Origin of the sequence: Leucobacter chromiiresistens (assembly GCF_900102345.1) — a bacterium.
Taxonomy (GTDB): domain Bacteria; phylum Actinomycetota; class Actinomycetes; order Actinomycetales; family Microbacteriaceae; genus Leucobacter; species Leucobacter chromiiresistens.
On record NZ_FNKB01000001.1, the window covers coordinates 704,544 to 723,631 of the forward strand.

Sequence of the window (19,088 nt, forward strand, 5' to 3'; positions counted from 1 at the left end):
CTCAGTCGATGCCGGCCCGCAGCGCCTCCTGCACGGCTCGCGGCGCCCCCTGCTCGAACGGGGCGCCGTGGCCGGGCAGCAGCAGCTCCGCTTGGGTGCGTGCGAGCTGGTCGAGGGAGCGGAACCCGAGATCGGCGTCCGCCGTCGCCGCGCGTGCGACCAGGCGCGGACCCCGCTTGCCCGTGTACGGGTCGTAGGTGACGAGCGCGTCGCCGCTGAACAGCACGTCTACGGGAGACCCGCCTCGCGAGGCCCGGTACTGCAGCGCGCAGTGCCCGAGCGTGTGTCCGGGGCTGAACACGGGGGCGAAGGCGCGCGTGGCGGCCTCGCGGTCGAGGATGCCCCGGTGCTCCGCGACGCCGCGCACGCCGAGTGCCCCCGCGGCGACCATGCGCCCGAGGCCGGGGACCGCCGCGGGGTAGCGCAGCGGGTACCTGAGGCGCGCGGACTGATGCGCGTAGCGGTAGGGGTGCCTCAGCAGCGGCGCATCGGCGTCGTGCACGTAGACCGGCACGCCGTGATCGTGCTGCAGCTCCCTGCAGAGGCCCACATGGTCGAAGTGCGCGTGCGTCAGCAGCACCGCGACGAGATCTCGGGGCCGGTGCCCGAACATCGTCAGCGCCTCCGCGAGCAGGCGCCGGCTCCCCGGCAGCCCGGCATCGACGAGCACGGGCCCCTCCGCCGCGTCCACGAGGTAGCAGTTCACGTTCGCGCGGGTGATCATGGCCACGTCGTCGGCGACGAGGCGCACGCCGTCGCCCGGCGGGGCGGAGCCCGCCTCATCCACGACGGCGCCCCCGCAGCAGCAGCGACCCGACGAGGGCCGCCCCGAGCACCCAGGGGCCGGCGACGATCAGCGGATCCAGCCAGGCGTGCCGGAGGTCGACGCGGCCCCTCCCGAAGCGCGAGCGCACCGGGTGGGCGCGCAGTTCGGCGAGCACGCCCGTCTGCGTCACGGGGTTGTCGGGGCGCGGGGTGGCGAACGAGCGCAGGTGCGCGCCGACCGCCTCGACGCGATCGCCGAGCACGAGGAGCAGCCAGCGCGTGTTCTTCCCCTCGCCGAAACGGCGATACGCGAGGCGGCGGATCGATCCCGACACCCCGTGCAGGGGCTGCGCGGTGCCGAACACCGGAGGCAGCGTCTCGTGCTCGATCGAGCGCTCGCGGCGGCCGTCGTCGTGCTGGCGCTCGGGGAACTCCCAGTGCGCGCCGGTCGGCTGCGGCTCGGCGGTCTCCATCGGCCACGAGGGCCGCTGCGCGGCGTCGAGGTCGGCTCCCCAGCCCGGGATGCGCGCCCGCAGCTGGTCGGAGGAGGGCGCCCGGTTCGGGTGTTCGGCGCGATACGGCATGGTGCTACTCCGTTCCCGTGAGAATGACCGGCTTGATGCAGTCGTCGAGTTTCGAGGAGAACAGGTGGTACCCCTCGGCGATGTGCTCCAGTGGAATGCGGTGCGTCAGCAGCTCGCCCGGGTGCACGTCTCCGTTGCGGATGTGCTCGAGCAGGCGCGGCCACTGCCGCTTCACCGGCGCCTGGTTCGCGCGGATCGTCAGCCCCTTGTTCATCGCGTCTCCGAACCGGATCGCGGAGGGGAGCGGCCCGTACGCCCCCAGCACCGCCACGCGGCCGCCCTTGCGAGCCGAGTCGATCGCCCAGTTGAGCGCCACCGGGGATCCGCCCTGCAGCTTCAGCTTCGCGGCGGTGACGTGCTGCAGCACGCCGCCGTCGGCCTCGGCCCCGACCGCGTCGATGACGACGTCGGCCCCGAGCCCGTCGGTGAGCCGCTTCATCTCCACGACGACGTCGCGATGGTCGCCGATGGCGACGGTCTCGGCGAACGCGAACGTGCGGGCCTTCTCGAGCCGGTAGTCGAGGTGGTCGACCACGATGACGCGGCCGGCGCCCATGAACCAGGCGGAGCGCGCGGCGGCCAGCCCGACGGGCCCGGCGCCCAGCACGACCACGGTCTCGCGCTCCGCGATCTCGCCGAGCTGCGCCCCGAAGTATCCGGTGGAGAACGCGTCGGTCAGCATGAGCGCGTCGTCGTCGCTCAGCCAGTCGGGGATCACGGCGGGGCCGACGTCGGCGAACGGAACGCGCACGAGCTCCGCCTGCCCGCCGTCGTAGCCTCCCGCCGAGTGCGAGTACCCGTAGATGCCTCCGATGGCGGTCGCGTTCGGGTTGACGTTGTGGCAGTTCGACAGCAGTCCGCGCGCGCAGAAGTAGCAGGAACCGCAGGAGATGTTGAAGGGCACCATCACCCGGTCGCCCGGCGACAGGCTCTCGACCGACGACCCCACCGCTTCGACCACTCCGACGATCTCGTGCCCGAAGGTGTGGCCGATCCGGGTGTCGGGGATCAGCCCGTGGTAGAGGTGCAGATCCGATCCGCAGATCGCGGCCCGCGTCACCCTGACGATCGCGTCGTTCGGGTGCTCGATCCTCGGGTCCGCCTTGTTCTCGACGCGCACCTGGTACGGGCCGCGGTACGTCATTGCTCTCATCTCGTGCCTCCTCCCTCCACCCTGCGAGCTCGGCGCGGCGAGTGAGAGTGCCTTGCCAGGGCGAGTCGAGTGAGGTAACGGACCCGGGGGTGGGGGATGATGTTCCTCAGCGAGACAGATATCTTGGAACGGGCCAGATGGCTCGGGCCGAGGCAGTGATACCGAGGGGGAGCCCATGGCACCGCACGTCGAGGGCGCTGGGACGAAGCAGCAGCGCGGCATCGAGACGCGCATGGCGCTGCTCGAGGCGTCGGGGCGGGTCTTCTCGAGACTTTCGTACGACCAGGCGAAGCTGAAAGACATCTCCGACGAGGCGGGGGCGAGCCAGGGCTCCATCTACTTCCACTTCGGCAACAAGTACGACATCGCCGAGGCCGTGCTCGCGGTGCAGCAGGAGCGCATGCGGGCCGCGCTCGACGAGGAGCTCGCCGTGGGCCGCAACGGCTACGAGACCATCGTCGTCATGCTGCGCCGGCTCGCCGATCTGATGGCGACCGACCGGCTCGTGCAGGCCGGGCTGCAGCTCGTCGACTCCCTGCCGGAGGCGCTGCGGGATCACGGCCACAACTCCTACGTCACGTGGCAGGCCAACGGGGCGATGCTGATCGAGCGGGGCGTCGCCGACGGGTCGATCACGTCGACCGAGTCGCCGCGGCTGCTCGCGGAGGTCATCAACGAGCTCTACGTGGGCGCGCAGATGATGGCGGGCATGGCGGATCGCTGGGGGTCGCTGCCCGACCGCGTCGACCGCTTCCTCCCCTTCGTGCGGCTGCTCCTGCGCCCCGAATCCGCGCGCTGACCCCGCGCGCGAGGCCGGGCGAGGCTCACTCGGCGAGACAGGCGCCGGTCGGCACGGGCGTCTGCGCCGTGTCGAGGGTCGCGAGCACGGGGAGCAGTTCGGCGAGCGTCATCGCGTAGCCGACGTTCGCCCGCTCCGTGTCGCGCGCGAAGATCACGCCGGCGACGCCGCCCTCGGCCGTCAGCAGCGGACCGCCGGAGTTGCCGGGCCGCACGTCGGCGGAGAGCACGTGCACCGACCGCGGCGCCGTCGCAGACCCGTAGATGTCGGAGATCGGCACGTCGCGCGTGGCGAGCACACCCGCCGCCACCGTGGTGAAGGGGCCGCCGTACGGGTATCCCTGCACCGCGCCGGCGCCGCCCGCGACGAGCGAATCGTCGAGGGGGAGCGGGTTCGCATCCACGTCGGCGGCGATGACGGCGAGGTCGTCGACGGGATCGAAGTACACGACCGTGCCGTCGCGGGCGGGCTCCCCGGGCAGCTCCACGAGCGGCCGTTCGATGCCGGCGACGACGTGGGCGTTCGTGACGATGCGATCCTCGGCCACGACGAAGCCGGTGCCGGTCGGCATCGTGCCGCAGCCGTACGCGAGCCCCGAGATGCGCGCCACCGACGCCGCCGCCGAGGCCAGCGCGGGATCATCGGTGTCGATCGCCGCGGCGGGCGTCTCCGTGCCGAGATCGGAGTCGAGCAGCGCGTCGACGGTCGGGATCACGGTGTCGCCGAGCACCGTCGCGTGCAGGCGGGCGGCCGCGTCGGTGAGCGGTTTCGGCGTCCACTGCTGCAGGGTGCGCAGCACCGAGGACGAGGCGACGGCCGACGAGACGAGGGGCACGCCCGACGAGGCGATGGCGGCGCCGATGAGGGAGACCGCCGTCACCGAGGCCACGAGACCGAGCGCTCCGCCCAGCAGGCGCTCGATGGCGCGGAGCTTGAGGCGATCCGCCCCGCGGCGCAGAAACCTGCCGATGATCGAACCGAGCCACGCTCCGAGGGCGAGCAGCAGGATCGCCGACCCGACCACCGCGGCGCTGCGCGCCCCGTTCTCGGGCAGTTCGCGGGCGACGAGCGGCAGCAGCCACGGCGATACGGCCGCGCCGACGACGAGGCCCGCGAGCGCTCCGAGCACGGAGAAGAACCCCGAGCGCACGCCGGCGAACGCGGCCACGATGAGTACGACCACGATGATGATGTCGACGATCGGCAGCACCCGGTCCCGTCCCCTTCCGCGCGCGGGCCGCGTGCCCACTGCGTCTCGGGAACACTACTGAGCGGGGCTGGGAGCCCTCCGCAGGATCGCTGTGCGCGCCCGCACTCGGCTGAGCGCCCAGACCAGTGCGCCGCTCGCCAGGAGTGCGGCCAGGAGCGCACCGCTCGTCGCGAGCAGCGCAGCCGCGCCGCGCTCGGGCAGGAGGAAGCCGTACGGCACCCATCCGTCGGTGGCTCCGCGCACGAGCACGACCGCGAGCCAGACGAGCGGGTACGGCAGCACGACCCAGAGCCTGCGCCAGGGGAGCGGTGGCCGATCGTGGACGCAGACCCAGTCGAGCAGGAGCAGTGCGGGGAATGCGGCGTGCAGCGTCGCACTGATCCAGGGCGCCGCCGAGCCGGTGCCGGGCACGACGGCGTTGTAGACGACCGCCACGATCAGCATGCATGCGAGCGCGGTGCCGCGGCCGAGCGGAAGCCACCGCGGCGCGGAGCTCCGCCGCATTCCGATGCACCCGGCCGCGATGAGGAGGGCGGCCGACAGTGCGCTCGTGAGGTTCGTGAAGTAGCCGAAGAAGTCGAACGCGGGGCCGCCGCCCGCCTGGACGTAGGCGACGATGAGCGTGACGACGACGGCGGTGCCAACGAGGACGCGCGCCCCCGCGACCGCGATCGGGGCGGCGCTCGCCGCAACCCGTTCCGACTCGCTCCGGCCGGCCGCCGTGCGGGTCACCGCTTCGGCCATTCCCAGCGCGGCACGTCGAGCAGGCCCTGTCCCGCGACCTCCGTGCCGAGACCCTCGGAGACCAGCTCGATCGACGAGCCCGCGCCCTCGAGCGCCCGGCGGAGCACGCTCGAGTGTGTGACGACGATGACCTGGGTGCGCTTCGCCGCGGTCGCGATGAGCGACGCGAGCGGCAGGATCAGGCTCTCGTGCAGCGAGGCCTCCGGCTCGTTGACGACGATCAGCGGGGGCGGGTCGGAGGGGAGGAGGGCCGCGCAGAGCAGGAGGTAGCGCAGCGTGCCGTCCGAGAGCTCGGCGGTCGAGAGCGGGCGAAGGAGGCCCGGCTGGCTGAGCATGAGTCGGAATACGCCCGCCGAGACGTCGATCGACACCTGCGAGCCCGGGAAGGCGTCGCCGACCGCCGCGGCGAGGTCGCGATGCTGATCCGCCTCGATCGCCGTCGCCCAGACGGCTGCGAGGTCGGCGCCGTCGTCGCTGAGCCACCGCGTTCGGGTGCCGACCTGCGGAGCCCGGGAGGGGGCCTCGCGGTCGGTGCGGAAGTGATCGTAGAACCGCCACTGCGCCATGCGGTGACGCAGGCGCAGGGTGTCGGGGAGGGCTGCGGCGTCTTCGAGGTCGAGCAGCACGCTCTGACCCGGGCCGAGCGTCTGCGCCAGCATTCGCCACTCCGGGTCTCGCACGCGCACCGACGACCGGGTGCGATCCACGATGACGGACGCCGGGCGGGCGAACGGCCCCACGAAGACCTGCTCGCGCTTCACCTCGGGATCCTGCACGAAAAAGCTGCGCCCCGTGTCGACCTGCGGGAGGCCGAGGTCGGTGAGGTAGCCGAACTCCTCCGAGCTGAACCCGAGGCGCAGCGAGACGGGGTGCTGGGAGCCGCCGACCGACACCGGCCCAGCCGTGCGCCGGGCCACCTTCGGGCCGGCCCAGAGGGCGCTCGCCAACCCGCCCTCCCGCGCGATCGAGCCGATGATGCGCCCCTCCCCGGCGGCGGCGAGCAGCCGCATCGCGCGGTAGAGGTTCGACTTGCCCGTGCCGTTCGCCCCCGACACCACGGTGAGCCGATCGAGCGGCACGATGAGGTCGACGAGCGATCGGTACCCCGATACGGCGAACGTGGTGAGCATGGCTGCATTCTCGCAGCGGCCGCCGACAATCGCCGGGGCGACCCGCGCCCCTTCGACGGGGCGTCAGGGGTGCGGTGCGCGGCTGCCGGCCCGCGACGCCCGTGCGGGCGGCGTCTCGTACTCCTCGTCCTCGAGCCGTGGCGCGACATAGCGCCCGAACCGTGTGGTCGGCTTCGCCTTCTCGGATGCTCCGCCGGAGCCGCCCCCCATCATGACGCCGCCGGGGCGCAGGCCCCGTCCGGTCGTACCCCCTCCCGACCCGGCGCTCGACGGGCGCCCGGTCCCATTGCCGGCGGTAGCCGAAGCGGTTCCGCGAGGGCCGCCGCCGGCCGCGCCAGGGGCACCCGTGCCGGCTGCGCCCGGAATCGCAGCGAGAGCCCCGCCGACACCGCTCCCGCCCCCGATGCCCGCCGCTCGCGCGGCGGCCGCGAGTCCGGCCGCCGTCGGCGCGGTGCTCCCGGGCCCGCCGCGCAGCGTGGAGCCGTCGAGCGTGCTGTCGACGCTCGGGCCGGAGCCGGGGTGCACCGGCGCGACGCCTGCGGGGCCGGTATCGCCGGGGTGTGCACGCCCGACGCCCTCCCCGGGCCGGCCGGGGCGTGGTGCGGGATCTCCGGGCGAGATCGCATTCGGATCGCTGATCGCGTGCGGGCTTCTCGGAGCAGGCGTCTCGCCCGGGTGCCCCGGCACCGGGGATCCATCGCTCGGCGGGGGAGTCGTCGCCGCCTGATGTGCGGCGGGCTGCGATGCGGGTGTCGGGCCGCCGGCGCTCGAGCCGATGCTTCCGGCGCCGGAGGGCTGCTCGGCGCCCCGGCTGCCACCGCCGCTGCGCGGACCGCCGTCTTCTGCGCCGCCGCGGCCCCCGCCGCCGCGACTCGTGCCCGCGGCGTCGACCCGGGCGAACCCGGTCTCGATGCGGGCTTGCACAGATCGACTGTGGGCCTCGATCATCAAGATGATCTCGCGCCTGGCTTCCTGAGCAGCCTGTTCGCGCGCGTCCGCGAAGTGCGCGTTGAGCTGCTCCAACCCCCTCGGACCCGCGGCCACCGCGGAGACGCCGTATGCGGTCAGCACGTCGTACCGGCCCTGCGAGAACGCGTCCCAGACGGCCAGCGGAAGATCCCCCGAGGGGAGCGCGTCGAGCAGCTCGTTGGCGCGGTGCGGAATATCGATGTTCGCGGTGGTGAGGAGTCGGGATACGGAGTTCACCCACTCGTTCGCGTTTCCATGGTTCTCGAAGGCTGCGTGCAGGTGCGCCGCCGCCGTGCTCGCCGCCGCACCCGTCCACGCACCGCTGCGGATCTCGGTCTCCAGTCGCCGGATGCGGGCGCCGATCATCGCGAGCGCGCCGGCCATCGGTTTCAGCGCGGGCAGCGCCCACCCGCTGCTCGATGCGATCTCCTCGAGTTGCCGTTCGGCTTCGCTCATGACGCCTCACCCCGCTCCTCCGAGCGCCCTCGCGATCGTGCGCGCCGTGCCGCTGATCTCCAGACGATGACGCCGGCCGCCGCCAGACCTACGAGCGACACAGCGCCGACGGCGACCGGTGTCCACAGAGGCGACGAAGCGGTCGACGGCTCGCGCCCGGTCTGCGCCTCGGCGCCGGCATCGGTCGGGGGTTTCGAATACGGGGTCTCGATCGGTTCGTCCAACGTCGTGATCGGCTCCCCGTCGACGTACACCGCACGGTACTTCTCGAGGCCCTCGGGAAACGGGCCGGTCGTCCAGTGGCACCTGGGAAGCCCGTTCGACTCGTCGATGTGCCCTTCGGTGCCTTCGGCGTCGACGCATCGCGGATCCTCGAGACTCGTCACCCACTGGGGGTTCTCATCGGGGAAGTCTCGCGGCTCGGCCGCGAGCAGTTCGGGCACGTTCAGGTACCCGGCTCCGAGGCGGTCCTGCGCCCACTCGATGTCGTGCACCCCGCCGGTACCCGTCGTGCGCAGCACGGCCTGCATCACCTGGAACGGCGTGGCCTCGGGATGCTGCTCCAGAGCGAGCGCCACCGCCGCAGCGGTGATGGGCGTCGCGTACGATGTGCCCGCGATGAGCGTCGGCCCCCACCCGTCGGCGGCGCCCACGCCGAGCAGCTGGTCGCCGGGCGCCGCGACGGCGATGTTGTTGCTCAGCATGCCCGACGACTTGCCGGTCTCCCGGTCCGTCAGCAGCCGGCCATCGCGCTCGATCGCGTTCACCGGGAACAGGCCGTTCGTTCCGATCGGACCGGCCGGCAGCATCAGCTCCCGGAGCGGGTTCAGCACGCCGAACACGATCGGCACCTCCGCGATCATCGACTCGAACGCGACCTGCTCCCAGTTGGCCGACGATCCGCTGAGCACCGACATGGATATGACATCGGCGCCGTCGCGGATCGCGGCGCGGGCGGCGAGCGACGTCAGGTCGCCCAGTCCCTGTATATTCTCCTCCACCTCGCCGGCGAACCAGGAGATGTCGCGGGTGAGATCGATGCCGTCTGCCTCCACGGTCGGATCCTGCAGTGCGCAGTGCTCCGGATCGGCCGCATCGAGGGAGCCGACGCCGTAGAACCAGACCTCGGCGTCCGGTGCCACGCCCCGCGCGCCGGGGCCGCCGTCGCCCGCCTGGCCGGTGCCCACCAGCATCGACACGACGTTCGTGCCGTGGGCGGCGAGCGCGGGGTCGTCGCTCACGATCTGCCTCGGCGCCCCCGTCTCCGGGTCTGCGCAGGTGGATCCGCGCACCTGCACGTCGGCGCCCTGCAGCTCCGGCACGTCGGGGTTGATGAACGTATCGATGACGGCGATCGTCACGCCCTCCCCGGTCGCGCCCTCCGCCTGCACCGCGTCGAGGCCCAGCATGTCGACGTGCCAGAGCCCCTCGGCTCGCTCGTCAGCCCCCACCGTTTCCGCCGCCGCGGGCGTCACCGGCGCCAGGACCAGTGCCGCGGCAGCGGTCGCGATCACCGCGGCGCTCCATCGACTGCGCGATCTACTCCGCACCGGGCACCCCCCGGCTCTGACGCGCGGCCGCAGGCCCTGTGCCATCTGCGCCACCGGTGACGCCCGCGTCATCGACGCCCGCCTCGAAGCGCGCCAGTGTCGCGCGCAGCTCGTCGGCGATCGTCGCCTCCGTCTCCTGCTGATCGGCGACCGCGGCGGCGGCGGTGCGCTCCAGAGCCTGCAGGTCGCGATCCAGGTCCATGATGACGCTATGCATGCGGCCGGCGCCGGCTGCCAAGTCGTTGGCGATGTGCTGCCCCAGTCCATTGCCGGGGCCGGTCACGGCCTGCATCTCGTCGACGCGGGGGTACTGCGTCTCCGTGTTCCGAATGAGTGCCAGCTGATCTGCGAAGCCGCTCTCCATACTGATGCGCTGTTCGCCCATGGGTCGTCCTCGTACCTCTCTCGTGCGTCACTGCATCGAGCGTCGGCGTCGGGTGCGCAAGCGCACGACGCCAGCATCGATCTGTGCCATCGACGGTAGGTATGGACGCGGCAGCGCACCCGGTGCTCACGCGTTTTGCAGTATCCGATGCGGGCGAAGGCAGTATGTCGCCGGCGGGTTTGCAGTAGGAATCGTCGGAGATGCAGTGCGTCCGACGCGCCCCGCCTGCGCTCGCGCCGCTGCGAAGCGGGCGTCAGGCGGCGCGGATGAGCGCGAGGGCCGTGTCGATGGCGGCGACCGCGCTCGCGCCGTCGATCCGGGCGAGGGCCAGCGCCGCGATGACCTGCCCGGTGCAGGCGTCGGCGAGGCGATCCGCATCCCGCTGCTCGAGGTGCGGCAGACGGGCCGCGACGCCGCGACCGAGGGCTGAGCGGAGTTCGCTCCGGTAGGCGGCGACCGTCGCGGCGACCGCCGCGTCGTGCCCGATCGGGGAGCCCGCCGTGTTGATGAGGAGGCAGCCGCTGCGGGCGGAGTGCGACGCGGGATCGGCGAGTGCGGCGCGCAGCCCTTCGAGGTAGACGACGACCGCGTCGGGGGTGACCTCGTCGTCGTGCAGCGGGCGCACGCGCGGGCGGATCACCGTATCGAGGTACTGCTCGACGGCGGCGTCGAAGAGACCGCGCTTCGATCCGAAGCTGTTGTAGATGCTGGATCGCCGCAGCCCCGTCGCCTGCTCGAGATCGGAGATCGCGGCGCCCTCGTAGCCGACGGACCAGAACACGTCCATCGCGGCACGCACGACGGCTCTGCGGTCGAAGCCAGCGGTGCGTGCCATGGGAGCGCCTTTCGGGAATGGTCGTTCCAGTATATATTGGAACGACCGTTCCGAATAGCCGAGGCACCGCCCGGCACCCGAGGGCGCACCATCGCCCAACACCTGGAGGTATCGTGACCGCACCCACCGCACCCATCAGCACCCAGATCCAGCTCGTCTCCCGGCCGAGCGGCTGGCCCACCCACGACGACTTCCGCACCGTGCAGGTCGAGCTCGCCGACCTGCAGCCGGGGGAGGTGCGCGTGCGCAACGAGTTCGTCTCGGTCGACCCCTACATGCGGGGGCGCATGAACGACGCCCGCAGCTACGTCGCGCCCTACGCGCTCGGCGAGCAGATTCAGGGCGGGGCAATCGGCCGCGTCATCGCCTCCGCCTCCGACGACGTTCCCGAGGGCGCCGTCGTGCTCCACCAGCACGGGTGGTCGGACCTCGTGCAGGCCGACGCCGGCACCTTCCGCGTCGTTCCCGAGATCCCCGGCGCGCCGCTCTCGCTGCGCCTCCACATCATGGGCATGACCGGGCTGACCGCCTACGTCGGCCTCACCGCCATCGCGAAGATGCGGGAGGGGGACACCGTCTTCATCTCCGGTGCCGCCGGAGCGGTCGGCACCGCAGCCGGGCAGATCGCGAAGCTTCTCGGAGCGGGCCGGGTGGTCGGCTCCGCGGGATCCGCCGAGAAGGTCGCGCTGCTCACCGAGAAGTACGGCTACGACGCGGCCTTCAACTACAAGGACGGCGACGTGCGCGCCCAGCTCGCCGAAGCGGCCCCCGGCGGCATCGACGTCTTCTTCGACAACGTCGGCGGCGATCACCTCGAAGCCGCACTCGACGCCTTCAACGACGACGGTCGCGCGGCGCTCTGCGGCGCCATCTCCCAGTACAACACGTCCGAAGCCGCCCCCGGGCCCGACAACATGGCGAACATCATCACCCGGGCCCTCACGCTCGAGGGCTTCACCGTCGGCAAGCACCTGCAGCACGCACCCGAGTTCCAGGAGCGCATGGCGAAGTGGTTCGCCGCGGGAGACATCGCCTACGACGAGACCATCGTCGACGGCATCGAGCACACGGTCGACGCGTTCCTCGACATGATGCGCGGGGCCAACACCGGCAAGATGCTCGTGCGGGTGTGACCCCGCCCGTGTGCGGGCGGCGCTCGCCCCGCCCGCACACGACGAAGCGCCCGCGGTCTCTCCCGAGACCGCGGGCGCTTCCCATCGGTACAGCAATGTGCCCGCCTCCCCTGTGCGAGCGACGGACACATTGGTCTTGCAGGCGATCGGACCGCGTCGACGCGACTCCGATGCCGGGTATTGCGGGCCGGCGAGATTACTCGGCCGGCGGCATCAGCACGCTGTCGACGAGGTACACGGTCGCGTTGGCGGTCTGCACACCGCCGCAGATCACGTTCGCATCGTTGACCATCAGCTCGTCGCCCGAACCGGTCACCTCGAGGTCGGCGCCCTGCACGGTGGTGTGCATGCCCTCGATGTCGGCCGGCTCGATCTGGCCGGGCACCACGTGGTAGGTCAGGATGCTGGTGAGCAGGTCGCTGTCGGTCTTCAGCGTGTCGATGGTGCCCGCGTCGATCTTGGCGAACGCGTCATCCACCGGAGCGAAGACGGTGAACTCGTCACCGTTCAGCGTGTCGACGAGATCCACATCGGGGTTCAGCTGGCCGCTGACCGCCGAGACGAGCGTCTTCAGCATCGGGTTGTTCGATGCGGCCACCGCCACCGGATCCTGCGACATGCCCTGGATCGATCCGTCGCCGTCCGGCACCGCCTCGGCGTACGCCGCGCAGCCCGGGCCGACGAGATTCGCGGCCGGATCCATGGCGTCCGACGACTCCGTCGGCTCCTCCATCGGCGTCGACTCCTCCGTCTGCTCCGTCGTCTGATCCTCGGCCGCCTCGTCCGACGCCCCCATGGAGCATCCGGTGAGCATTGCGGCGCCGACCAGCGTCATTGCGAACGCGGCGCCGAGGGTCTTCTTCTTGGTGAACATGGTTCCTCCTCAGATGAGATCCGCAGTTTTCCGCGGCTTGTGAACGTCTTCGGAGCCCTCTCGGGGTCGGATGGGAAATTCTTCGAAAAGTTTTCCATGCGGCTCTCGAGCCCGGGGCGCGGCCGTCTGGCGGCCGGGTGCCCCGCCCGCTCCGGCCGACGAAGAGGCGACAGAATCTCTGCTGAACCGGTCGCCGTGAACGGATCTTCTGTCGCATCCACTCATAGGGGGCGCGAGCGCGAGCGCGCGTGCGGGCGCGCGCGGGGGCGAGCGCACGGCGTCGCACGACCCATCCGAACGGGCGTCCGCTCCGAAGCACCTCGCAACAGGAAGGCTTCTCATGGATATCGTGCTTATCGGCCTGCTCGGCGGGCTCATCACCGGCATATCGCCGTGCATTCTGCCGGTGCTCCCGGTCATCTTCCTGACGGCGGGGGCCCGGCCCGCGGCGCCCGGCAAGGCGCCCGAGGTCATCGCGGCGAAGCGCAGCCGCCCGTTCTGGATCATCGCGGGGCTCGTCATCAGCTTCTCCGTGGTGACGCTGCTCGGGTCGCTGCTCCTCGGCCTGCTGAACATCCCGCAGAGCGCGATCCGCTGGGCGGGCGTCGCCGTACTGCTCATCATCGGCGTCGGCATGCTCTTCCCCGGCTTCGAGCAGCTGCTCGAGAAGCCGTTCCAGCGCCTGCCGCGGCGCAAGGTCGGCGAGGGCGGCAACGGCTTCGGCATGGGCCTCGCCCTGGGCACGGTGTTCGTTCCCTGCGCCGGCCCCGTGCTCGCCGCCATCATCGTCGCAGGCGCGACCGGGCAGATCGGAATCGAGACCGTGCTGCTCACGGTCTCCTTCGCGCTCGGCGTCGCGATCCCGCTGCTCGTGTTCGCCCTCGCCGGGAGCAAGGTCGCGCAGCGCATCCGCGGCTTCCGCAAGCGGGAGCGCGTGCTGCGCATCGTCGGCGGCGTCGCGCTGATTGCGCTCGCCGTCGGCCTCGCGTTCAACGTGCCCCAGGCGCTCCAGCGGCTGCTGCCCGACTACACTTCGGGCATTCAGAAGGATCTCGCCGAGAGCGAGGCCGGGCAGAGCGCACTGAACCTCGGCGGGCTCGTCACCGACGAGAACCGCGATCTCGACAAGTGCGCGAACGACGCCGAGGAGCTCGCGTCGTGCGGCAAGGCGCCCTCCATCAAGGGCATCGAGACGTGGCTGAACACGCCGGGCGGCGAAGCGCTCGACCTCGACGAGCTCAAGGGGCAGGTCGTGCTCATCGACTTCTGGGCCTACTCCTGCATCAACTGCCAGCGCTCCATCCCGCACGTGGTCGCGTGGGATGAGGCCTACGGCGACCAGGGCCTCCAGGTGATCGGCGTGCACTCGCCCGAGTACGCGTTCGAGAAGGAGCAGGCGAACGTCGAAGCCGGCATCGCCGACTTCGGCATCGAGTACCCGGTCGCCATGGACAACAACCTCTCGACGTGGACGAACTACCGCAACCGGTACTGGCCTGCGCACTACCTCATCGACGCCGAGGGCACCGTGCGTCACATCTCGTTCGGCGAGGGCAACTACGAGACCACGGAGAAGCTCATGCGCGAACTGCTCGAGGAGGCGAACCCCGACGAGCAGCTCCCCGAGGAGACGGACGTCTCCGACGCCACGCCCGAGGTCGGCAGCACCACACCCGAGACCTTCCTCGGCTCCTCGAAGGATCGCAACTTCGCGGGACCGGGCGAGTACCGCGCCGGCGAGGGGGAGTACGAGTTCCCCGATGACCAGCCGCAGGACACGTTCGCGCTCGACGGCGCATGGACCGTGGAGACGCAGTACGTGACGCCGACGGCCGGAGCGGGCGACGGCGACGCGAAGATCCGCCTCGACTACCGCGGGCAGGAGGTGCGCACCGTCATCTCTGGCAGCGGCACCATCGAAGTCGCGGTGGAGGGCGGCGGCACCCGCACCATCGAGATCGACGGGACACCGCGCTCGTACCGGGTGGTCGAAGCGGACGATCCCGCCGAGGGCGTGCTCGAGATGACCGTGCCGGAGGGCGTGCAGGTCTACTCGTACACATTCGGGTAGAGCGGATCCGGGGGCGGAGGAGCGTCGCATGGACGTGACGAAGGCGACCGGCGGGCACGCGGAGGCGACTCGCAGGGATGCGACGAAGGCGACTCGCAGGGATGCGACCAAGGCAGAGCGGAGGTGAATGAGGCATGCTAAGTGTGATGGTCATTGACGGGGTGGAGATACCGGAGGACGGCGCGAGCGTCGATCCGGCGGACAGGGCGCTCGCACGCGCCGCGGTGGGAGACCAGCGCGCCTTCGCAGAGTTGTACGATCTGCTCTCGGCTCGCGTGTTCGGCCTGATCCTCAGGGTGCTGGTCGATCGGTCGCAGAGCGAGGAGGTGCTGCAGGAGGTCTTCCTCGAAGCGTGGCAGACCGCCGACTCGTTCGACCCGGATCGCGGTCGGGCCCGCACGTGGCTCCTCACGATCGCCCACCGCCGAGCCGTCGACCGGGTGCGCGCCTCGCAGGCGTCGCGCCGCCGGGACCTCGCCGTCGGCACCCGCGACCTCGCCGCCCCGCAGCCAGGCGTCGACGACGAGGTGGAGCTCATGATCGACGGCACCCGCGCCGTGCAGGGCCTCGGCGAACTGCCCGAGCCGCAGCGCCGCGCCATCGTGCTCGCCTACTTCGGCGGGTACAGCCAGAGCGAGATCGCAGTGCTCCTCGGAGCCCCGCTCGGCACCATCAAATCGAGAATTCGAGACGGCTTGACCCGTCTGAGGAAAGAAATGGAGGCGACGCGATGAACGAGCAACAGTTCCGCGAGCTCTCCGCCGCCCGCGCCCTGCACGCGCTCTCCCCGGAAGAGGAGCAGGCGTTCTCGGAAGCGCTGGCGGCTCACCCCGAGTGGCTCCCGGTCGTCGACGAGGATCGCGAGACCGTCGCAGCACTGGCGACCTCGATCGGCGAGGTCGCGCCGCCCCGCGCGGCGCGCGCCGCGATCCTCGACCTGATCTCGCGCTCGCCGCAGTTCGAGGCGGACGCGGACTCCGCGCGCTCCGACGGGTCGGTCTCCGGCCCGGCCGCGAGCGGCGCCTCCGACGTGCGGGCCGGATCCGGCGCTGACGCTGGCGCGGATGCTGCCGGCGCCGCTGGCGCTGACGGCGCCGCTGCGGCGGATTCGGGCCCCGCCCGGCCGTCCGACCTCGTGCCCGAGCTGATCGAGGAGCCCGAGGATCCCGAGCTCGCGTTCACGCGGGCCCGCCGCAAGAGGGCCTGGTTCGGGTTGGCCGCGTCGGTCGCGGTGCTGCTCGCGATCGCGCTGGCGCTGCCGCTGCAGGGCGGCATGGGGCCGCAGGATCCCGTGTCGGTCGCGATGCAGCAGGTCGAGGCCGCCCCCGACGCGCAGTCGACGACCGTGAGCGTCGGGTCGGCGGAGGCCACGCTGCACTGGTCGGACTCGACTCGGCAGGCCGTGTTCATGACCGAGGGCATGGACCCGGCGCCCGAGAACCACGACTACGAGCTGTGGATCGTGCGGGGCGAGGAGCCCATCTCGCTCGGCGTGATGCACGCCGACGCGAACGGCGGCGCCGCGGTGCTCGCCGAGGGCTTCACGCCCGGCGATGCGCTCGCAGTTACGGTCGAGGATCGCGGCGGGTCGCCCACGGGCGCCCCGACCACCGACCCGATCGTGGTCGTCGCCTCCGCGTAGCACCTGGAATACAGCCCCGAGAGCCCGAAAGGCGCTCTCGACGCGAAGGGCCCCGGGATCCCGCAGGATCCCGGGGCCCTCGCGCGCGTCAGAGAGCGTGCGCGGTATCCTCCACCTCGCCCACGAGCTCCTCGACGATGTCCTCCAGGAAGAGCACGCCCGTGAACCCGCCGGCCGCCGAGCGCACGCGGGCGATATGCGCACCGCGGTCTCGCAGCAGCTCGAGCGCCTCCTCGACCTCGGCGTCGGAGCCCACGGTCGGGAGCTCCCGAGCGCGATCGGGCGGGATGGGCGCGTCGATCTCGGTCGGCGTCGAGAGGTCGAGGATGTCCTTGAGGTGCAGGTAGCGCTCCGGCGTGCCGTCGGACGAGTGGAGTACGTATCGGGAGTAGCCGTGCTCCGAGACGGCCTGCTGCACCTGGCGCGGGGTGACGTCGAGCGGCAGCCGCACGAGCGAGTCGAGCGGAACCTCCACATCGGAGACGTGCTTCTCGGTGAACTCGAACGCGGCGGAGATCGTGCCGCTCGTGTCCTCGAGCGTTCCCTCGCGGGTCGACTGCTCCACGATGCTCGCGACCTGGTCGATGGTGAACGCCGTGTTCGCCTCATCCCGCGGCTGCACGCCGCAGAGGCGCAGGAAGCCGTTGGCCACCCAGTTGAGCGAGCGGATCAGGGGCCCCACGACCCTCGACACGAAGACGAGGGGCGGCGCGAGCAGGAGTGCGGCGCGATCCGGCACCGAGAACGCGAGGTTCTTCGGCACCATCTCGCCGAACACGACGTGCAGGAACGTCACGAGCACCAGCGCGACGATGAACGCCGTCACGGAGACCGCTTCGGCAGTGAGCCCCGTCCAGGCGAGCAGCGGGATCTCGAGGAGATGGTGGATGGCGGGTTCGGAGACGTTCAGGATGACGAGCGAGCAGACGGTGATGCCGAGCTGACTGGTCGCCAGCATGAGCGTCGCGTGCTCCATCGCCCAGAGCGTGGTCTTGGCGGCCTTGCTGCCGGCCGCCGCGCGGGGTTCGATCTGCGAGCGGCGCGCCGAGATGACGGCGAACTCGGCGCCCACGAAGAAGGCGTTCACCACCAGCAGCACGACGAGCCAGATGAGGCCGGGAAGGTACTCGTTCATCGTTCGACTCCCTCGCGTCGGCTCTGCGTTGCGGGCGATGCGGTCGCCGCGGGCGATGCGGTCGCTGCGGGCGGCGCCGCCTGCGCGCCCTTCGCGGTCGGGCGACCGTCGGGGGAGGCCTGCTGGCCCCGCTCGAACGCGTCGATGACCTTGTTGCGCGTGTCGAAGGCGGGGTCGCTCTCGCGGTCGGCGGTGCGGTACCGGAGCCGGGTGATGCGCGATCCGTCGAACTCCTCGACGCGCAGGGTGCCGTGGCTCAGCGTGAGCTCCTCGCCGAGATCGGGGATGCGCTCCAGGGTGTCGAGCACGTACCCGGCGATCGTCTCGTACTCCTCGCTCTCGGGTACGCGGATCGCGAGGCGATCCCAGAGCTCGTCGGGTCGCAGCGAGGCGGGGAAGAGGATCTCGTCTCCGCTGACCACCACGTCTTCGAGGAGCGCGTCGTGCTCGTCGCGCACCTCGCCGAGCAGCTCCTCGACGAGGTCCTCCAGCGTGACGACGCCCGCGGTGCCGCCGTGCTCGTCGACCACGACGGCCATCTGGTAGCTGCGCTGCCGCAGCACCTCGAGCAGCGACTCGACGCCGGCGGCCTCGGGCACGCGCACCGGCTCCGACATGATCTCGGAGACGGACGTGTACTCGCGGCGCTCGAAGTCGACTCCGTACGCGGACTTCACGTGGACGATGCCCACGATGTCGTCGACGCTCTCGTCGAAGATCGGATAGCGGGAGTGGCCGGTCTCGACGCTCCGCGCGACGACCTCGGCCGCCGTCGCGGTGCGGGGGAGCATCTCGGCGATGACGCGGGGCGTCATCACGTCTTCGGCGGTGCGCGACGAGAAGGAGAGGGTGCGGTGCAGCATGGTCGCCTCGTCGTGGTCGAGGGATCCCTCGAGCGCCGAGCGGCGCACGAGGAAGCTGAGCTCCTCAGCGGTGCGCGCCCCCGACAGCTCCTCCTTCGGTTCGACGCCCATCGAGCGGATCAACCGATTGGCGGTGCCGTTCAGCAGTGCGACGACGGGGCGGAAGACGAACGTGAACGCGATCTGCAGCGGGATGACCACCTTGGAGGTCGCGAGCGGAACGGCGAGCGCGAAGTTCTTCGGGATCAGCTCGCCGAAGATCATCGAGAACAGCGTCGCGAGCACGATCGCGACGACGGCTCCGACGCCGACGACGCCCGCCTCGGGCACACCGACGCTCATGAGGGGCCCGCGGAGCAGCGAGCTGATCGCGGGCTCGAACGTGTAGCCGGCGAGCAGCGTCGTCAGTGTGATGCCGAGCTGCGCCGCCGAGAGGTGCGTCGACGTGATCTTCAGCGCCGAGATGGTCGGGCTCAAGCGCCGCTCGCCGCGGGTGCGCCGCTGCTCGAGCTCGGGCCGGTCGAGGTTCACGAGTGCGAACTCCGAGGCCACGAAGACGCCCGTTCCGAGCGTCAAGAGCACCCCCGCGAGGAGGCCCCAGATTTCCCCTGTCATCGCTCACCCCCCGCGTGTTCTGGGTGGGTGAGCTTCGTACTATGACCGGGTCTGTCGTCCATGGGACAAGAAAGTAGCGGTGCCAGCCGTGAAAGTGCCGAGATTCGTGGGCCCACGGCGCCCGCGCGATCGGCACGCGGCGCCTTCGCGATCCGCCCGCGGCGCCTGCGCGATC

The 19,088-nt window shown here is 71.4% G+C and carries 18 protein-coding genes; 5 read left to right on the plus strand and 13 right to left on the minus strand.

Annotated features, from left to right (window positions below):
• Nucleotide 1 precedes the first annotated feature (1 nt).
• The 3 genes from BLT44_RS03250 to BLT44_RS03260 are packed head-to-tail and all read right to left on the minus strand — an operon-like array spanning nucleotide 2 to nucleotide 2,502.
• Nucleotides 2-787: an MBL fold metallo-hydrolase gene (locus tag BLT44_RS03250; protein WP_010155556.1), complete on the minus strand. Its 786-nt coding sequence runs from the start codon at nucleotides 785-787 to the stop codon at nucleotides 2-4.
• Complete coding sequence (locus BLT44_RS03255) at nucleotides 780-1,349, minus strand: hypothetical protein (RefSeq protein WP_010155555.1); 570 nt, start codon at nucleotides 1,347-1,349, stop codon at nucleotides 780-782. Before BLT44_RS03255 ends, BLT44_RS03250 begins: the two co-directional genes overlap by 8 nt.
• Before the next feature lie 4 nt (nucleotides 1,350-1,353).
• Complete coding sequence (locus tag BLT44_RS03260; RefSeq protein WP_010155554.1) at nucleotides 1,354-2,502, minus strand: zinc-dependent alcohol dehydrogenase; 1,149 nt, start codon at nucleotides 2,500-2,502, stop codon at nucleotides 1,354-1,356.
• Between the two features lie 175 nt (nucleotides 2,503-2,677).
• Between BLT44_RS03260 and BLT44_RS03265 the strand changes: the two genes are divergently transcribed.
• Complete coding sequence (locus BLT44_RS03265; protein WP_010155552.1) at nucleotides 2,678-3,301, plus strand: TetR/AcrR family transcriptional regulator; 624 nt, start codon at nucleotides 2,678-2,680, stop codon at nucleotides 3,299-3,301.
• 25 nt (nucleotides 3,302-3,326) lie between these two features.
• On the opposite strand, the gene BLT44_RS03270 is transcribed toward BLT44_RS03265, so the two are convergent.
• The 7 genes from BLT44_RS03270 to BLT44_RS03300 form a co-directional block, all read right to left on the minus strand.
• Entirely contained in the window at nucleotides 3,327-4,511 is a 1,185-nt protein-coding gene (locus BLT44_RS03270; protein WP_010155551.1) for a MarP family serine protease, read from the minus strand.
• Nucleotides 4,512-4,565: 54 nt separating this feature from the next.
• Complete coding sequence (locus BLT44_RS03275) at nucleotides 4,566-5,255, minus strand: Pr6Pr family membrane protein (protein WP_010155550.1); 690 nt, start codon at nucleotides 5,253-5,255, stop codon at nucleotides 4,566-4,568.
• Nucleotides 5,240-6,385, minus strand: a complete 1,146-nt coding sequence (locus BLT44_RS03280) for an AAA family ATPase (RefSeq protein ID WP_010155548.1) — start codon at nucleotides 6,383-6,385, stop codon at nucleotides 5,240-5,242. The genes BLT44_RS03275 and BLT44_RS03280 overlap by 16 nt, the downstream gene beginning before the upstream one ends.
• Nucleotides 6,386-6,448: 63 nt before the next feature.
• Nucleotides 6,449-7,810, minus strand: coding sequence for a hypothetical protein (locus BLT44_RS03285; protein WP_074689910.1), 1,362 nt, complete (start codon nucleotides 7,808-7,810; stop codon nucleotides 6,449-6,451).
• The gene (locus BLT44_RS03290; RefSeq protein ID WP_010155546.1) at nucleotides 7,807-9,324 is read right to left on the minus strand and encodes a S8/S53 family peptidase; all 1,518 of its coding nucleotides are present in this window, start codon (nucleotides 9,322-9,324) and stop codon (nucleotides 7,807-7,809) included. Before BLT44_RS03290 ends, BLT44_RS03285 begins: the two co-directional genes overlap by 4 nt.
• Nucleotides 9,325-9,349: 25 nt before the next feature.
• Entirely contained in the window at nucleotides 9,350-9,745 is a 396-nt protein-coding gene (locus BLT44_RS15540) for a hypothetical protein (protein WP_010155545.1), read from the minus strand.
• Nucleotides 9,746-9,998: 253 nt separating this feature from the next.
• Nucleotides 9,999-10,580, minus strand: coding sequence for a TetR/AcrR family transcriptional regulator (locus tag BLT44_RS03300; protein ID WP_010155544.1), 582 nt, complete (start codon nucleotides 10,578-10,580; stop codon nucleotides 9,999-10,001).
• 113 nt (nucleotides 10,581-10,693) lie between these two features.
• On the opposite strand from BLT44_RS03300, the gene BLT44_RS03305 reads away from it, so the two are divergent.
• Complete coding sequence (locus BLT44_RS03305) at nucleotides 10,694-11,713, plus strand: NADP-dependent oxidoreductase (RefSeq protein ID WP_010155543.1); 1,020 nt, start codon at nucleotides 10,694-10,696, stop codon at nucleotides 11,711-11,713.
• A 196-nt stretch (nucleotides 11,714-11,909) separates the two neighbouring features.
• Here BLT44_RS03305 and BLT44_RS03310 read toward each other — a convergent pair whose 3' ends face one another.
• Nucleotides 11,910-12,587: a fasciclin domain-containing protein gene (locus BLT44_RS03310; protein ID WP_010155542.1), complete on the minus strand. Its 678-nt coding sequence runs from the start codon at nucleotides 12,585-12,587 to the stop codon at nucleotides 11,910-11,912.
• Nucleotides 12,588-12,927: 340 nt separating this feature from the next.
• Here BLT44_RS03310 and BLT44_RS03315 point away from each other — a divergent pair, with 340 nt between their 5' ends.
• From BLT44_RS03315 to BLT44_RS03325, 3 genes are all read left to right on the plus strand, one after another.
• The gene (locus BLT44_RS03315; protein ID WP_010155540.1) at nucleotides 12,928-14,658 is read left to right on the plus strand and encodes a cytochrome c biogenesis protein DipZ; all 1,731 of its coding nucleotides are present in this window, start codon (nucleotides 12,928-12,930) and stop codon (nucleotides 14,656-14,658) included.
• Nucleotides 14,659-14,804: 146 nt separating this feature from the next.
• Nucleotides 14,805-15,392 (plus strand): ECF RNA polymerase sigma factor SigK, encoded by a 588-nt coding sequence (sigK, locus tag BLT44_RS03320; RefSeq protein ID WP_010155539.1) that lies wholly within the window; start codon nucleotides 14,805-14,807, stop codon nucleotides 15,390-15,392.
• On the plus strand, nucleotides 15,389-16,300 hold the full coding sequence (locus tag BLT44_RS03325; RefSeq protein ID WP_074689914.1) for an anti-sigma factor: 912 nt from the start codon (nucleotides 15,389-15,391) through the stop codon (nucleotides 16,298-16,300). Before sigK ends, BLT44_RS03325 begins: the two co-directional genes overlap by 4 nt.
• Before the next feature lie 88 nt (nucleotides 16,301-16,388).
• Here the strand turns inward: BLT44_RS03325 and BLT44_RS03330 are convergent, their stop codons facing one another.
• Together BLT44_RS03330 and BLT44_RS03335 are read right to left on the minus strand one after the other, a co-directional pair.
• Nucleotides 16,389-17,435: a hemolysin family protein gene (locus BLT44_RS03330; RefSeq protein ID WP_010155536.1), complete on the minus strand. Its 1,047-nt coding sequence runs from the start codon at nucleotides 17,433-17,435 to the stop codon at nucleotides 16,389-16,391.
• Nucleotides 17,432-18,913, minus strand: a complete 1,482-nt coding sequence (locus tag BLT44_RS03335) for a hemolysin family protein (RefSeq protein WP_010155535.1) — start codon at nucleotides 18,911-18,913, stop codon at nucleotides 17,432-17,434. The genes BLT44_RS03330 and BLT44_RS03335 overlap by 4 nt, the downstream gene beginning before the upstream one ends.
• Between the last annotated feature and the right edge of the window lie 175 nt (nucleotides 18,914-19,088).

Excerpts from the sequence above, each read along its gene's own strand:
- BLT44_RS03265 (WP_010155552.1), top strand. The coding sequence starts at position 2,678 with ATGGCACCGCACGTCGAGGGCGCTGGGACGAAGCAGCAGCGCGGCATC.
- BLT44_RS03285 (WP_074689910.1), bottom strand. The coding sequence starts at position 7,810 with ATGAGCGAAGCCGAACGGCAACTCGAGGAGATCGCATCGAGCAGCGGG.
- BLT44_RS03275 (WP_010155550.1), bottom strand. The coding sequence starts at position 5,255 with ATGGCCGAAGCGGTGACCCGCACGGCGGCCGGCCGGAGCGAGTCGGAA.
- BLT44_RS03330 (WP_010155536.1), bottom strand. The coding sequence starts at position 17,435 with ATGAACGAGTACCTTCCCGGCCTCATCTGGCTCGTCGTGCTGCTGGTG.
- BLT44_RS03255 (WP_010155555.1), bottom strand. The coding sequence starts at position 1,349 with ATGCCGTATCGCGCCGAACACCCGAACCGGGCGCCCTCCTCCGACCAG.
- BLT44_RS03315 (WP_010155540.1), top strand. The coding sequence starts at position 12,928 with ATGGATATCGTGCTTATCGGCCTGCTCGGCGGGCTCATCACCGGCATA.
- BLT44_RS03310 (WP_010155542.1), bottom strand. The coding sequence starts at position 12,587 with ATGTTCACCAAGAAGAAGACCCTCGGCGCCGCGTTCGCAATGACGCTG.
- BLT44_RS15540 (WP_010155545.1), bottom strand. The coding sequence starts at position 9,745 with ATGGGCGAACAGCGCATCAGTATGGAGAGCGGCTTCGCAGATCAGCTG.
- sigK (WP_010155539.1), top strand. The coding sequence starts at position 14,805 with ATGGTCATTGACGGGGTGGAGATACCGGAGGACGGCGCGAGCGTCGAT.
- BLT44_RS03335 (WP_010155535.1), bottom strand. The coding sequence starts at position 18,913 with ATGACAGGGGAAATCTGGGGCCTCCTCGCGGGGGTGCTCTTGACGCTC.
- BLT44_RS03300 (WP_010155544.1), bottom strand. The coding sequence starts at position 10,580 with ATGGCACGCACCGCTGGCTTCGACCGCAGAGCCGTCGTGCGTGCCGCG.
- BLT44_RS03325 (WP_074689914.1), top strand. The coding sequence starts at position 15,389 with ATGAACGAGCAACAGTTCCGCGAGCTCTCCGCCGCCCGCGCCCTGCAC.
- BLT44_RS03280 (WP_010155548.1), bottom strand. The coding sequence starts at position 6,385 with ATGCTCACCACGTTCGCCGTATCGGGGTACCGATCGCTCGTCGACCTC.
- BLT44_RS03260 (WP_010155554.1), bottom strand. The coding sequence starts at position 2,502 with ATGAGAGCAATGACGTACCGCGGCCCGTACCAGGTGCGCGTCGAGAAC.